This is a genomic window from Paraburkholderia sp. HC6.4b (assembly GCF_014200875.1).
Classification (GTDB): domain Bacteria; phylum Pseudomonadota; class Gammaproteobacteria; order Burkholderiales; family Burkholderiaceae; genus Paraburkholderia; species Paraburkholderia tuberum.
Genome location: NZ_JACHDC010000013.1, coordinates 78,717 through 92,643 on the forward strand (window position 1 = coordinate 78,717; position 13,927 = coordinate 92,643).

Consider the following 13,927-nt stretch of genomic DNA (forward strand, 5'->3'; position numbering starts at 1 on the left):
AGTCATGGAACCATGATGCGCGGACGGCTCGGCGATGGAGGCTAGATGAAAGGACGGGTGGCGAGTGCAGGCGTGGCCGTTGTTCTGGTTGCCCTCATGGCCGCATATGGCGGACCCACCGCGCATGCTGGGGAGCCCGCGCCGAATGCTGTCACCGCGCCCATCGCGGCCGGCAGCGATACCGCGGCCGCGGCGCGCGGCGCGAAGCTCGCGGCCGTTGGCAATTGCGTCGCGTGCCACACCGCGACGGGCGGCCTGCCGCTCGCGGGCGGACTGCGACTGCAAACACCCTTCGGCATCATTTACTCGACCAACATCACCCCGGACAACGAGACGGGTATCGGGGGCTGGTCGCTCGACGCGTTCGCGCGCGCGATGCGGCGCGGCGTGTCCAGCGACGGCCATCTGCTCTATCCCGCGTTCCCCTATCCGCACTTCACGCACATCAGCGATGCCGATATGGGCTCGCTGTATGCGTGGCTGATGAGCCGCGCTCCCGTCAAGGCGCCTGCACCGCACAACGAGCTGATCTTCCCGCTCGGCTTCAGGCCCCTCATTGCCGTGTGGAATCTTTTTTACCTGCATACCGGTACCGAAGCAGCGCCGGCCCCGCCCGAAGCGCCGGACGTCGCACGCGGACGATACCTGGTCGAAAGCCTCGGTCATTGCGGTGCGTGCCACACGCCGCTCGACCGCCTCGGTGCCGAGCGCCGCGACCGCGCGCTGCAAGGCGGCACGATCGACGGATGGGATGCACCCGCGCTGACGGACCTCGCTTCACGCCCCACGCCCTGGACGCAGGCACAGCTCGTCAGCTATCTGCGCACGGGCCTCGCGAGCGCCCATGGGGCGGCGGCGGGTCCGATGCGCCCCGTCACGCGCATGCTCGCCGACGCGTCCGCCTCCGACGTAGAGGCGATTGCCGCGTATCTGCTGGCGTTGCCGTCCGGGGGCCCAGGCATGCCGGAGCATCCGGTCGCCTCGCCCTCCGCTTCCGCCGCGCCCGTGTCCACCGCGCCCGGCGGCGGCGCGAATCTATTCTCCGCGGCCTGCGCATCGTGCCATGCCGAAGGCGCGCCGATGTCGAGCGGGGGCGCTCGACCGTCGCTGTCCCTTTCCACGGCCGTCAACGCCGACAGCCCACGCAACATGGTCCGTATCATCCTCGATGGAATCGACTGGCACGAAAGCGATAGCGCGCCCTTCATGCCATCATTTGCCAACACATTCACGGATGCCCAGATAGCGGAGCTCGCCAACTACACGCGCGAACGCTTCACCGCACGCGACGCGTGGCCCTCGCTCGACGCCGGCGCGGTCGCGCATTTTCGCAAGGACGGCCTGCCACGATGATCACGCTCAACGTCAACGGAGTCAGTCATACGGTCGATGTCGACCCGTCAACGCCGCTGCTCTACGTGCTGCGCAACCAGTTGCAGCTCGATGGCGCGAAGTTCGGCTGCGGTCTCGGTCAATGCGGCGCATGCACGGTCAGCGTCGGCGGCGAACCGGTGTTCTCGTGCCTCATGCCGGTCGTGGCCGTTGGCGACCGGCCAGTGCGAACCGTCGAAGGACTTGGCAGCGCGGAACATCCGGGACCACTTCAGCAAGCCTTCATTGACGAGCAAGCCGCGCAATGCGGCTATTGCATCGCCGGTATGATCATGCGCGCGCACACGCTGCTGGAGCGAATCCCGCACCCAGGCGATGAACAGATCCGCCGCTACATGCAGCCGAACCTGTGCCGCTGCGGCACGCACATGCGCATTCTCGCGGCGATCCGGCAAGTCGCCACGGGTTCGCCGCGAACGGACGAGGGAGCGCAGTCGTGAGCGACGGCCGCCCGTCCTCCGTCGCTCACGGCAGCGGCCCCGATGACCCCGCGCGGCGCCGCTTCCTCGTTGGCGGCTCGCTGATGGTGAGCTTCGCGATCGTGCCCGGCATGGCCGCGCTTGCGCAAACCACCACCGAAGCGGGCACCTTCAACGCGAGCGCCCCGAAACTGCCGGGCAGTCTCAAGAGCACGCCGTTGCTCGATGCGTGGATCAAGGTCGCCCCTGACGGCCACGTGAGCGTATTCACGGGCAAGGCGGAGCTTGGCACGGGCATTCGCACCGCGCTGCTGCAGGTCGCCGCGGAAGAGCTGGATCTCGCGCCTCATGCGATCGAGCTGATCACCGCCGACACCGCCGCAACGCCGAACGAAGGCTACACCGCAGGCAGTCACACGATGGCGGACAGCGGCACCGCGATCCTCAACGCCGCCGCTCAGGTACGCGCGCTGCTGGTCGCGAGCGCGGCGTCGCAGTTGGGCGTCGACGCAGCGGTCCTGACGACGCGCGACGGCGCCGTCATTGCCGCCGACGGAAGACGCATGAGCTACGGCGAAGCCGTGCAATACGCGGATCTCCATCAGAACGCGCAGCCCGACGCGCCGAAAAAGCCGCCATCGGCCTACGCGCTGATTGGCCATATGCTGCCGCGCGTGGATATCCCGGGCAAGGTGACGGGCGGCGCGAGCTACGTCCAGGACCTGCGGCCGCACGGCATGCTGCATGCCCGCGTCGTGCGGCCGCCGTCTTATGGCGCGAGCCTCGTCGCAGTCGATAGCGGGCGCGTCGAAGCGCTGCCCGGCGTCATCAAGGTCGTGCGCAACGGCAACTACCTCGCGGTGGTCGCCGACGACGAATGGCGCGCGATCCTCGCGATGCGTGAGCTTGCGCTTGCCGCGCAATGGCAGGCCGGGCCGCCGCTGCCCGATCCGGCGAACGTTCACGCCTTGCTGATGAGTCTGCCTTCACAGGAAATCGCGGTGGCCGATCAGGGCGCAGCGACGGGCGCGGCCGCGCCTGTGGCGACGCTGCGGGCGCGCTATTCGAGGCCGTATCTGACGCATGGCTCGATTGGGCCATCGTGCGCTGTCGCGCAGCTCGACAACGATGTGATGACCGTGTGGACGCACACGCAAGGCGTCTATCCGCTGCGTGCGGGCATCGCCGAAATGCTCGCGATGCCACCCGACAAGGTGCGCTGCGTCCATGTGGAAGGTTCGGGCTGCTACGGACACAACGGCGCGGACGATGTCGCGGCCGACGCCGCCCTCGTTGCACGCGAGCTGCCTGGCCGCCCGGTGCGCGTGCAATTGATGCGCGAACAGGAACACATGTGGGAGCCGTTCGGCCCGGCCATGACAGTCGAGGCGAATGCAACGCTCGATTCGGCAGGCACGCTTGCCGACTGGCGTTACGAGCTATGGAGCAACACGCATAACAACCGCATCGAGAATGCGGGCCGCCTGTTGCCCGCGCAGCTCCTTGCGCAACCGTTCACCCCCGCGCCGCCGAAGCCGATTCCGATGCCGGAAGGCGGAGGCGACCGCAACAGCGTTCCGCTATACCGCGTGCCCAGCCTGCACGTGCAGCATCATTTCGTGCCGACGATGCCGATACGTGTCTCTGCCATGCGCTCGCTCGGCGCGCACATGAACGTGTTCGCGATCGAGAGCTTCATCGACGAGCTCGCCAGAGCCGCGCACGCCGACCCCGTGGCGTTTCGCCTCAAACATCTCGATGATCCGCGCGCGCATGGCGTCATTAGCGCCGTAGTCGATCAATTAGGCTGGCGAGCCCGCAGCGCGCGAACGGGCGACTCGAGCCCGCGCTCGCACGGTACCGGCTTTGCGTTTGCCCAATACAAGAACCTGATGGCCTACCTTGCCGTCGCGATGGACGTGACGGTCATGCGCGATACCGGCGAGCTCAGCATCGAGCGCGTCGTAGCAGCCGTCGATTGCGGACAGATCGTCAATCCGGACGGCGTGCGCAATCAGATTGAAGGCGGCATTTTGCAAACCACGAGTTGGACGCTCTATGAAGAAACGCATTTCGACCCGCAACGCATCACGAGCTATGACTGGAGCACTTATCCGATCATGCGTTTCTCGTCCGTACCCAAACGCGTGGACGTGCTGTTGATCGACCGGCCGGGCCTGCCATTCCTCGGGGTCGGAGAAGCGGCGCAAGGCCCGGCCGCCGCGGCGCTCGCGAATGCGATCGACGACGCGACCGGTGTGCGGATCCGCGACTTGCCGTTGCTCGGGACGAAGGGGAAGAACGTGCTCAAGGCATGAGGCTTTCGTTCCGCAAAAGTACAGATACTGGCGTGTAAAAGCCAAACAAGGCTATGGCTGGGTCGAACGAACGCGACGCGCGCGACCTTCGGCGCGGCGTCGGGACCGCGCTCAGTGGGTGGACGGAAACGCGAACGTCGCACGCGCGCTGCCATTGCCGCGGACGTTCACGGTCTCCCTTCTGGTCACGCTGCCGTAAGTGGCGTTGACCGTATAGCGCCCTTGAGGCAGCCGCACGAGCATGTACGGCCCCTTCGACGTGGCCTCGAACACGGTCGCGCCGCCAGCCTTGGCAATCTTCACCTGGACGTCGGCCACATAGCTCGCCCCGGGACCGGTGAACTGCAGAGACAACGGCCACTGCCTTCGTGCCTGCCGCAGCGCAGTCGACTCGTCGCGACCGACTCCGCCGGTCACGAACGATATGTCGCCCTGCTGCTGCGTCTCGGGCATGCCGGTCCTATGCATCTCGCTGGCGCTCTGCGGAGCAGCCGTCTGCGACACCGCGACGCCTGCCTGAGCCAGTGTGAACGCCGCGGCGAGCATCATGGACGCGATCCGGGGAGCGTTTCGTTGCATTTTCATCTTGACTGCTCCTTACAGTATTGCCGACGGTTCGTCGGACGGAAGAACGCTTGCAATAGGTTGGAAACACATCGCGCGCCGGGTATCGGCCACGAGCGAGGGTGCCTGACGACTCGAGTAAGAATACCCGTCAATTCTGTTTGGCGTCTTCATGGACCGGAGTTGGGGGGCCGCCTGCCGTTGAGGTCCCGGCTTGGGCTGGAGGGACGCGTGGCATGCGGATACCCGCGTAGGCGATCGCCACCGTCAGCAGCGGACTTACCATGCAAAATACGGCATAGGGCGCATAGCTGAGCGTCGGCACGCCAAGGGTCACTGCCATAAACGCGCCGCAACTGTTCCAGGGGATCAGCGCGCCTGTGGTCGTGGCCGAATCACCAACGGAACGCGATAACACGATGGGCGCGTAGCCGCGTGCCGCGAATGCATTTCTGAACATCCGGGCCGGCAGCACGGCTGCGATGAACTGGTCCGCCGTAACGATGTTCGTCGCGATGGTCGCCAGGACCAGGGAGCCGACCAGCGCCCCACCGCTCCTGGCCCAATCGACTACCGGGGCAATGAGGCGTTCTATCGCACCGCACTTCTCGACCACCCCTCCGAATGCCAGCGCCGTGATGATCAGCCAGATAGTATTCAACATGCTGTCCATACCGCCGCGAGTGAGGAGCGTATCAAGCACTGGATTTCCAGTCGTGGACCTGTAGCCGCTCCCAAGCGCAAGCCATACGCCTTTGAGCATCGCAATCGGGATCGGCACGCCCTCTCGCGCGGCGGCAAATGCGAGGACTCGCGCTGGCTCGACGAAAACGGCAACCACGCCACCCGCCAATGCGCCAAGAAAGATGGTGGTAAATGGCGGAAGCCGGAACAGCGTCAGCACGACGACAAGAATGAGCGGCAGGAACAGCACGGGCGATATGTAGAATGCGCTCTGCATTGCAGCAACCTCCGCGCTCGCATCGAAGGCGCCCGGGCGGCGAAGCAGATAAAACACGGCCAGCGTGATGACAATCGCGACGAGCGATGTCAGCAGCGTCTCGCGCACGTGTTGATACAGATTGGCACCCGCGGCAGCGGCCGCAAGATTCGCGGTGTCCGAGAGCGGCGAAGACTTGTCGCCGAAATAAGCGCCGGAAATCACCGCACCGGCCGTTATGGCGGGGCTCAGGCCCATGCTGTGCGCAATGCCCATCAGGCCGATTCCGATCGTACCCGCGACAGTCCACGAGGTCCCAATGGCGAACGAGATCACCGCGCAGATTCCAGCCGCCGTGACGTAAAAGTAGTCCGGGCTCAGCAATTTCAGCCCGTAATAGACCATGGCGACGATCGTGCCGCTGAGCGCCCACGTGCCGATCAGCGCGCCGACTGCGAACAGGATGAGAATCGCGCCGATACCGGAACTGACACTGGCATTCGCGGCCTCGCCCAGCGAAGCGAGCGAATGACCGCGACGCCAACCGACAAATACGGCCAGCATGGTCGCCACGACGAGTGCCACCTGGTTCGGCCCGTTCGCACCACCATCGCCGAACAGGTAGAAGGACAGACTGACGAGAAAGACGAGGCCAGCGATCGGTATCAGTGCTTCGAGCATCGTGACCGGCTGGGGTGACTCGCTCCGCTTCATCGCCACGCTCCGTTCGTTTGCCGGGTAGCCCAAACGTTGCCATCCAGACCGCCCGGTAGCCGGTGAATCATCGAAACATGCGCGAACGGCTGCTTTGTTGATTCGATGTCACGGCGCAGACGTGCGGCCCCCGGTCCTGCGACTCGGCAATGGCAGCTCCGGCGGGCTCGCCGTTGCTTAAATCATAGGAAAGAATCGTTGCCGCGTGAAGAATCGCAGAATTCGTGCCGAACATCCCAGTTGAGCGAAGCCCGTGCCGGGAGCCAGCGTCGCGGCGCTGGCAAGCAACGAAACTGTCAATGCAGTGTGTTTCGGACAGAATGGACAAGACCTCATGGGACACCCATATTTCGTTTGCGCAACCAAGGGTGAATAGCCTCGTATTCCAGGTCGAAAATTTCAATCCGGCACTGCGATCTCATTCAGATCGAATATCGAACCGATCACGCGATACTGTACAAACGTAGTTCCCTGCATTTACGTGCAAGGCCGGAGCGAATTCTTTTGCCGCAGAGTCGTGACCGGCCGCAGACATAAACGGTATTGCGGACTCCCTTCCGACTGCAAGTCCAAGGCTTGCCGCCGCTACACAACCCAGCCGAGGTTTCAACTTTTCATAACCGATCGTGGTTATTCATGCCTTGCAAGGATTATGGTTTTTCGTTAATTAACTGTGCGCTGATTATGTGGGTCTACCCCGCGTAGACAGAACAACGACGGAAGAATCCGACACTAATTCGAGAAAAAACGACCGTTTTTTCATCAGGCAGAAGTGAATATCCATCGGGTAACCGCAAAATTCTAGGTCAGTGAAATCCCATTTTCAATGATCCGCGGCGGCAGAAAAACTCGAACTCGCCAATCGTTCCGACCAGTAACAACTGGCCGGTTTCAATGGCACGATTCATTTGGCATAAAGCGGCCTGATCGGGTTAATCGGCCGTCCCGCGAATTTTGTCGGCGGCGCATCCGCGTTCGCAGCGAGGAACTCCTGTGATCGCTGACATGACCCAAGCCGTCACCAAAACACCAAATCGATTAACTTTCAGACGGAAGTTTTATGATTATCCGGTTCAAGTCGATGACTCTCACCGGTCGACGTATCCAATATAGTCAACGGGGTGCGGCGGACTTGCGCTACTGCTTTGGTAAGAGCAAAGCGGGCGAGCGCAATGCCGCAACCATGTCGCCCGACCGCCCACGTGTTGGACGGAGACTGTAGTCGAACAGGCAGCGAGCGCTGCTAGGTATGCCGCTTGCGAGACCCAGTAGGATCCTTCCACCATGTCGTGTCATGTCCACCGTACTGCTCATCGACGATGACCTTGAAAACCGATGCGCGCTGCAACTGGCATTGGAGAGTCGCGGACACCGTGTTGTGCTCGCGGAGAACGGATGGGACGCACTGCAGAAGGCCCACACGGATTTTCCGGAACTCGTTATCACCGATTTGGAGGTGCCGGAAATGGACGGCAAGGAGCTTTGCCGGCGTCTGAAGTGTCAGGCGGTGTTTTCCGGCTTACCGGTGGTGCTGCTGTCGGCTATGGCGGAACCTACGGAAGAGACTCGCTGCTGGACAGCGTTCCTGCGAAAGCCGGCCTCGATAGCGGCGTTGCTTGACACCGTCGACAGGTTCATTGCAGCGCGCCTGACCTATGCGCGGGCGCCACGCGACTCCGAGTACCTCGCCGCGGCGCGCTGGCGAGCCATCGATTCGCGATGCTGGCCCTAAGCCCAAGCTGTCGGCATGCCAAGCCACACGTTACACACGCAGCCAGGCGGTGTTTGCTGTACGGCCGGTCCCGTTCTTAGCGGATGGCCTGCAAAGCGGCGAGATTGCTGAAACCCGGGTTGAGCCATCCACCAGGGTTTTCAGATTTGACTGGAATGATGCAACGGTCGTGACCCATCACATCGTCAGCAATGAGCCCGTACAGGAACCGTCGCTACAGAGCAGCGCCTACACGCTGACACAAGGTAAAAGATGGCAAGAGATTTCGATCCCCTTCTCGCGCGCGGCAACAGCGCACGCTTATTGTTCGCGACTTCCTCCGGGCATGCCTCATGCTGCACGCAGGTCAGAGATGGAAAAGCAGGTCCGAACGGGAGACGATCATGAAGTTGATAATGGCAGGAATCAGCGCAATTTCCATCATCGCTAGCGCTTGCGCATTTGCGCAGACCAACACCGGCAACGCTGCGCCAGCACACCGTGATACTCAAAACGCGCAGCCGGGTGCCGCTGGCCAGAGCATGGGCCGTGCTGCGGACGCCGGCAACAGCAAGCCCGCCAGTGGCACATTGATGCAGAAGCGTGAGCAGGCGATGTCGCCTCAAGGCGCGTCAAACTCGAACGCAACTGGCGCGATGAAACAATAATGGCGACGCGAGTCCCCCATGGCGGCGACTGTCACCTTGGTTCTTCCCGCTTCAGCCGTTGCGATCCTTGCTGCGCGGTCGGGCACTTCCAGGCCGAATGCCGTGAGCCGGAGTTCGTCCGCGCAACTCCATCCTGGTCTGATATGACGGCGAAGCGTGCACGCGCGCGTTTTCTCGATGAGATCTGACCGGGTTCTAATGATCGAGGCTGATCGCGCGCATGGAGCAGCACGAACCGAATAGGAAATCGGGGCGCGCACCCTTCCTATTGCCACGATGCCGCGGATTTGCTTCATGCAGTCGTGGTCGGTCTGTGAGGACCGGCGATGGAATAGGCGCGTCTCGGCAGGTGTAAAACCACCAGCAGATCCCCGCCCACATAATTCGTGGCATGCCCGTTACCAAGCCTGGCTCGCCTGCTACGCCCGGCGCGGCAGACGTACGGCGAATGCGGTCTCTTCTTTATCTGAGCGCGCCTCGATCGCGCCGTGATGCGCCTTGGCGATTTCGCTCGCGATATACAGCCCGAGCCCAAGGCTGCCTTGCGCGTCCTCGTTGATTTTTCGCTCGGGACCTCGCTGAAGAGGATCAAAGATGCGCTCCAGCAACAGTCCCTCGATGGCTGGTCCGCTATTGCAGACTTCGAAGCGCACCTCGGCCTCCTCGCCAGTCACCACGACGCGCACGGGCGCGTCTCGCGCGCCATATCTGAGCGCATTCAGAACGAGATTGCCGAGCAGTTGCTGCAGACGCGGACCGTCCCAGACACCCTGAACATCACCGTGCACCTCGAGCTCGATCTGCCGGTCTGGATGGACTGCGCGCAACTGGTCCAGCTCATCAGTGAACACGTTCGTCAGATCAACGGCAGCAGGTATGACGTTAATACCTAGCCCGAGCCTTGTTCGGTTGAAATCGCACAGATCATCCAGAAGTGCCTGCATCCGGGCGCCGCTGCGCACCAGACGGGCTGCAGCTTCTGAAACACGCTGCCCCGCATTGAGCGCGGACAGATAGGAAGCTGTCACCTGGATCGTCTGCAGCGGGCTCCGCATGTCGTGTCCGAGCATCCCAAGCAATAGATTGCGAGCCTGATCGACTTGTGTGCTGAAAAAACTGAGTGATTCGGCCAGCGCCTGATCGATGGCCTCGTTGAAGCGGATGATGTCATCCAGATGAGGCGCATCGGGCTGACACTCATCCATCCACAAACGCAGCACGCTTGCACGCAAAGCGCGGTATTCCGCGGCCAGCTGGTTGATGTTGAAACCGCCTCGAGCGCGCAGGACCGCATGGGATTGCGCAGCTGTCTCCGGCGCATCCGTCAGCCGGGGTGCCCTCCCCAAGGATTTTTCGTGCTGCGCTTCCCTGGTCTGCGAAGTCTGCAAATCCCTCGCTACTGCTTCCAGAATCTGCTGCGCGTGGTCGCGCAACGCGAGGGTGCCCATGTTGCCAGCGGCTGGCAGCAGCGTGGCGGCAAACGCCTCCCACTGCGCCAGAATGGGCTCCATTTCCTGCACGATAAAATCGGACAGTCGCATGCCTACTCCGGCGAAGAAATTGAGGAGATTTTTAGCCGAACCGATATTACGCGTCAGTTCGTCGCGGGATCCATCGGGTTTACACCTTCTTGGACTACCTGGAGGTAGTCCATGTACTTGTAATGAACCGCCTGGATTTTCTGGACAGTGGTGAGCGTTCGTGTCGGGCCCTTCATGAAACGCCACAACGATTCGCCGCACGCCCCTGAGCGGGGAGAACTGGAGCGGCAGGTCGAATCGCTTCGACGCGATATCCGCCGATTGCAGCTTGAACACGACATCCTGGAGAAGACCAGTCAATTGCTAAAAGAGACCTGGGCGTCAACCTGCAGCTCCTGACCGACCGGGAGAAGGCGTCGCTGGCCGGGGTGGCTCTCACGTATGCGCGACGCGAAGCTGATTCGGTCGATGTCGCGCAAAGGGTGCTCGCCCGACAATGCTGCCCACGCAGTCTCCGACGGCTCTTTCTCTTTAGACCTGACGCTTAGGTGATCCGATGTCCGTACGGCCCCTGCTTTTCGAGTTCTACTCTCTAGGGTACTGTGGCCGTCAAGCGGAGGCACCGGTTTACCAGAACCGATGGGCAAGCGATTGGATCAAAACGCGTGACCAACATCCCGCTGCATCTTCCTCTGATGGCGAATGGCCGGCCTGCACGCCAATCCCTCTCTCGTTGCGTCCGTAGGTGAGACGTCTGTCACCCGAAGCGCGCGTGCAGCCAGTCTTGCGCCCAGTTCTTCGCATAGGCGATCGCGTCCTCGCGTGCGTCGAAGCCTGCCAGATCGCCACTCGAATGAATCTCGTACCCGGTGCCGTCGGCACGGCTGCCGCTGATGCGTGCGTGGGCCATGTACTCGCCGTCGGCCCGCCGGGGGGTGGGGTCGATAACGATCAGGGTGGAATTGAAGCGCATGGTATTCCTTTGGGGTTATCGCTCGATTGCGACTGTCGCAGAGGGGCGTCGAAAAGCGCGATCTAGGTGCTCAGCATGGCCATGATTTGTCCGGCCTCGCGATCCGAATCGCAGCTTTCCATGCCGCGTTCGCATAGAAGCGCACGAATCGACATGAACATCAGAAACGCGCCCGCATCGATCTCGTGACGGCGGTCATGGATGAGGCTATCCAGTTCGCCCTGCGCGCCGGGCGGCAGAAACCGATCGACGATGTCACCACCATCGCACCGAATCCATTTCAGCAGGTCGTTTCTTTCCATACCAAACTCCAATGATTGCAACGGCTCTGAGTCAACCACCAGCGGATGAAGTTCGAGCCCGCGGTAGAGACGGAGAACCGGTTGTGATCGGTAGCTTTGAGGCCGTCTCATCGTGTAGCGGAAAAGACGGAGCGTAGCGACGTGGCCACTGCGTCCGCTGCCGTTCAGGAGGTCGGCCACGTTTCGGTTTTGGGTGAAAGCGGATCTCCGGTTCCGTCGGGTAAGCAGCTTGGCGACGCGAGGCCCGGTCGCAGGTCGAGTGACGATTTCATGCTACGCCCATTGATGGATTTGTACACAAAAACCCGTGCTCCAGGCGCCGTCAGAGAAGCACAGGGAACATGCAAGTCAACCCGGCACTTACGTACCGCAGCGCCGGTAGGGGGCGGCGATCCGAAGATCCACATCGGGCTGCCTCTCTTCTCAGGCTCATCATGTGGCGACGCAAAATGCGCCTCTGACATGCGCGGCAAGCAGTCTCGACGTCAACAATTCAACCACGGTGAAACGGAGCGCGCGAAACTGCATTGCAGCCCCGTTCGCCCTTTTTGGCGGAAATCGATTCACCCTTTCGTCAGGTAATAAGGAGTTCCAGCGTTACCCGACCGCCTGCGAGGAGACCAATGCGGTGTTTGCGCCTCTGGCACGACGCGGACGCATGCGCGACCACGCGATTGCCGAGCGTGACATGCAACGGCTATCCGGACCGGCTTCATTTCGGGGGTACGTGTTCGTCGCGGAACAGCTGGGAACGCGTGGCCCGATTGGGCGACGAGACGGCGTGAGCCAGCGACGCCAATTGCTGCTCGACTTGCAGGTCTGCGGTAGGTTTTTGCAGCCGGCCACATCGAATCTTCGGGGAAGGCAAAATCGCGAATCGTTCGGGAGGATGATCGCCGGCGAGCGTCCCGAGCAGCACGTCGATCGCAGCCCTGTCCCGCTATTGCGGCAGCCGCCTTTTATGTGGGAGCGACGATCAGATCGGCCATCAGGCACACAGCAATTCGTCGCACGATCGAGCACATCGACGGATGCTGTCCGTCAGCAGCGTTTTCATATGTCGACGACCGAAGCGCCGCTCACCTTTCCGTCGACGATGTCCTTTCCCTGCTGCCGGGCGGCTCGCCTTGCCGTACCGAAGTCAGAGAATGTATGCGTTTGGTTCAGCCTGAAGACCCGGCTTGCGGAGGGAATTGCTGTCGCCGCCGGACGACATATCCGTACTGCAATTTCGTAACCTTCCGCGTAACGGGAATGTCCGTCAAAGCGACTGAATGTGCGGGGAAAGACAAGGGGATGAAGTTCGTACCCCTTGTAGAGAAGAATCGGGTGTGTCGACATGTTGGTCACTCCACAGGGTATGGCTCACTATACGCTGGAACGGGTTACATCGGGCGGCGCAGACGCTGAGACTGTTACCAGAATTGTATTGACCGATAGTACTGTCGCGCGTACCTTGAAACGTGGGGTCGGCAAAGCGGGGCACTGCCCGGATTGTCATAGCGTTGGCTTAGATGGCCGGCGACGGCTGTCTGCCTGGTTCCACCTCTGCGCTTACGTTGCAAACTCTTCAAGAACACCACGATCAACAGCGTCTGCTTGCCACGCGCGATGAGGCTGGCCAAGGATACGGGAGCGACCCACTTCGTGAGTTCGGGACAGTGTGGTGCCCGATCGGACAAACGTGAGCGGAATGCCGGGTGAGGGAACGCTTGCGGATGTTAAGCACGAAGCTCGGGTATCCGCGTACCGGACAGCTAGCCAGGAAACTTCGTTCCGGTCGCCTCGTCGGTGTGGCTTGGGGGGCGTATCTCCTTCGGCCAAACCTGCACAACGATCAAAAACGTGCTGCTTGCTGCGGCCAAAAGGAGTGACCTGATGACAACCATTCGCCATTATCGCGGTCTCGATATTTCCCTACTCGTGTATCCGCATCGCACGACTCAACCAGGATATGGTCACAATTACGAGGAAGGATTCGATGCGTCGATTCGCATCAGCGACCCGGATTCCATGACGGACAACCCGCGAAGTCGCTTATTCCGTGTGCCCGGCAAGAGGCCCTTCGTGAATGCCGGCGACGCAAGGCGAGCGTCGGTGGCCTACGCCGAAATGCTGATTGATACTGACGGCTTTGATTGCACCATTCTGGAATCCCCTGAGCGCTAGAGCCAGAACCCGAGTCTATGCAGAAGGTACCCGTGTTCGCGCGCGCCAGCGGCACGCCATCAACAATGTGTGTGATAAAGAAGTTGACCTTCTGATCGTCAGTCGCCACATGCTCGGCAGGCTATGCCAGTGCGACCGCATTGCTGCCAGTTCCGGTCATCGCCTCCTCAGGCGTCGACCACGAAGTAGATACCTTCATGCCCGAAGGGAAGCCATGTCCATTCCATCTCGGCCGCATAGTGACCGATGGGCGATTGCCGTCCGCCCGCGTCTGCG

General features: G+C 61.8%; 12 protein-coding genes and 1 pseudogene. 7 read left to right on the forward strand and 6 right to left on the reverse strand.

What is annotated here, in order from left to right; translation table 11 throughout:
• The first annotated feature begins 45 nt into the window (after positions 1-45).
• From HDG34_RS20275 to HDG34_RS20285, 3 genes are read left to right on the forward strand one after another with little or no spacing between them, the layout of a single operon-like run.
• On the forward strand, positions 46-1,353 hold the full coding sequence (locus tag HDG34_RS20275; protein ID WP_184061892.1) for a cytochrome c: 1,308 nt from the start codon (positions 46-48) through the stop codon (positions 1,351-1,353).
• Entirely contained in the window at positions 1,350-1,832 is a 483-nt protein-coding gene (locus tag HDG34_RS20280; RefSeq protein ID WP_184061893.1) for a (2Fe-2S)-binding protein, read from the forward strand. Before HDG34_RS20275 ends, HDG34_RS20280 begins: the two co-directional genes overlap by 4 nt.
• A complete protein-coding gene (locus HDG34_RS20285; protein WP_184061894.1) occupies positions 1,829-4,129 on the forward strand; it encodes a molybdopterin cofactor-binding domain-containing protein in 2,301 nt (766 codons plus the stop codon). The genes HDG34_RS20280 and HDG34_RS20285 overlap by 4 nt, the downstream gene beginning before the upstream one ends.
• A 111-nt stretch (positions 4,130-4,240) precedes the next feature.
• Here the strand turns inward: HDG34_RS20285 and HDG34_RS20290 are convergent, their stop codons facing one another.
• Both HDG34_RS20290 and HDG34_RS20295 read right to left on the reverse strand, forming a co-directional pair.
• On the reverse strand, positions 4,241-4,714 hold the full coding sequence (locus HDG34_RS20290; protein WP_184061895.1) for a carboxypeptidase regulatory-like domain-containing protein: 474 nt from the start codon (positions 4,712-4,714) through the stop codon (positions 4,241-4,243).
• A 130-nt stretch (positions 4,715-4,844) separates the two neighbouring features.
• A complete protein-coding gene (locus HDG34_RS20295; protein WP_184061896.1) occupies positions 4,845-6,347 on the reverse strand; it encodes a Na+/H+ antiporter NhaC family protein in 1,503 nt (500 codons plus the stop codon).
• A 1,294-nt stretch (positions 6,348-7,641) separates the two neighbouring features.
• Here HDG34_RS20295 and HDG34_RS20300 point away from each other — a divergent pair.
• Both HDG34_RS20300 and HDG34_RS20305 read left to right on the forward strand, forming a co-directional pair.
• Positions 7,642-8,079, forward strand: coding sequence for a response regulator (locus HDG34_RS20300; protein WP_184061897.1), 438 nt, complete (start codon positions 7,642-7,644; stop codon positions 8,077-8,079).
• Between the two features lie 383 nt (positions 8,080-8,462).
• Positions 8,463-8,726, forward strand: coding sequence for a hypothetical protein (locus HDG34_RS20305; RefSeq protein ID WP_184052165.1), 264 nt, complete (start codon positions 8,463-8,465; stop codon positions 8,724-8,726).
• 419 nt (positions 8,727-9,145) lie between these two features.
• Here the strand turns inward: HDG34_RS20305 and HDG34_RS20310 are convergent, their stop codons facing one another.
• Entirely contained in the window at positions 9,146-10,267 is a 1,122-nt protein-coding gene (locus HDG34_RS20310) for a sensor histidine kinase KdpD (RefSeq protein WP_184061898.1), read from the reverse strand.
• Positions 10,268-10,441: 174 nt separating this feature from the next.
• Between HDG34_RS20310 and HDG34_RS20315 the strand changes: the two are divergent.
• Positions 10,442-10,629 (forward strand): annotated as a pseudogene (locus HDG34_RS20315) (IS3 family transposase); the annotation flags it as partial.
• 335 nt (positions 10,630-10,964) lie between these two features.
• On the opposite strand, the gene HDG34_RS20320 reads toward HDG34_RS20315, so the two are convergent.
• The 3 genes from HDG34_RS20320 to HDG34_RS39330 all read right to left on the reverse strand — a co-directional run bounded on the left by HDG34_RS20320 (position 10,965) and on the right by HDG34_RS39330 (position 12,823).
• Positions 10,965-11,180, reverse strand: a complete 216-nt coding sequence (locus HDG34_RS20320; protein WP_018424494.1) for a hypothetical protein — start codon at positions 11,178-11,180, stop codon at positions 10,965-10,967.
• A 62-nt stretch (positions 11,181-11,242) separates the two neighbouring features.
• The gene (locus HDG34_RS39325) at positions 11,243-11,662 is read right to left on the reverse strand and encodes a hypothetical protein (RefSeq protein WP_260321257.1); all 420 of its coding nucleotides are present in this window, start codon (positions 11,660-11,662) and stop codon (positions 11,243-11,245) included.
• 873 nt (positions 11,663-12,535) lie between these two features.
• Complete coding sequence (locus tag HDG34_RS39330) at positions 12,536-12,823, reverse strand: hypothetical protein (RefSeq protein ID WP_260321258.1); 288 nt, start codon at positions 12,821-12,823, stop codon at positions 12,536-12,538.
• Between the two features lie 537 nt (positions 12,824-13,360).
• Between HDG34_RS39330 and HDG34_RS20335 the strand changes: the two genes are divergently transcribed.
• Positions 13,361-13,651, forward strand: coding sequence for a hypothetical protein (locus tag HDG34_RS20335; protein ID WP_184061901.1), 291 nt, complete (start codon positions 13,361-13,363; stop codon positions 13,649-13,651).
• Positions 13,652-13,927 lie beyond the last annotated feature (276 nt).

Excerpts from the sequence above, each read along its gene's own strand:
- HDG34_RS20280 (WP_184061893.1), top strand. The coding sequence starts at position 1,350 with ATGATCACGCTCAACGTCAACGGAGTCAGTCATACGGTCGATGTCGAC.
- HDG34_RS20275 (WP_184061892.1), top strand. The coding sequence starts at position 46 with ATGAAAGGACGGGTGGCGAGTGCAGGCGTGGCCGTTGTTCTGGTTGCC.
- HDG34_RS20305 (WP_184052165.1), top strand. The coding sequence starts at position 8,463 with ATGAAGTTGATAATGGCAGGAATCAGCGCAATTTCCATCATCGCTAGC.
- HDG34_RS20320 (WP_018424494.1), bottom strand. The coding sequence starts at position 11,180 with ATGCGCTTCAATTCCACCCTGATCGTTATCGACCCCACCCCCCGGCGG.
- HDG34_RS20290 (WP_184061895.1), bottom strand. The coding sequence starts at position 4,714 with ATGAAAATGCAACGAAACGCTCCCCGGATCGCGTCCATGATGCTCGCC.
- HDG34_RS20335 (WP_184061901.1), top strand. The coding sequence starts at position 13,361 with ATGACAACCATTCGCCATTATCGCGGTCTCGATATTTCCCTACTCGTG.
- HDG34_RS39330 (WP_260321258.1), bottom strand. The coding sequence starts at position 12,823 with ATGTCGACACACCCGATTCTTCTCTACAAGGGGTACGAACTTCATCCC.
- HDG34_RS20310 (WP_184061898.1), bottom strand. The coding sequence starts at position 10,267 with ATGCGACTGTCCGATTTTATCGTGCAGGAAATGGAGCCCATTCTGGCG.
- HDG34_RS20295 (WP_184061896.1), bottom strand. The coding sequence starts at position 6,347 with ATGAAGCGGAGCGAGTCACCCCAGCCGGTCACGATGCTCGAAGCACTG.
- HDG34_RS20300 (WP_184061897.1), top strand. The coding sequence starts at position 7,642 with ATGTCCACCGTACTGCTCATCGACGATGACCTTGAAAACCGATGCGCG.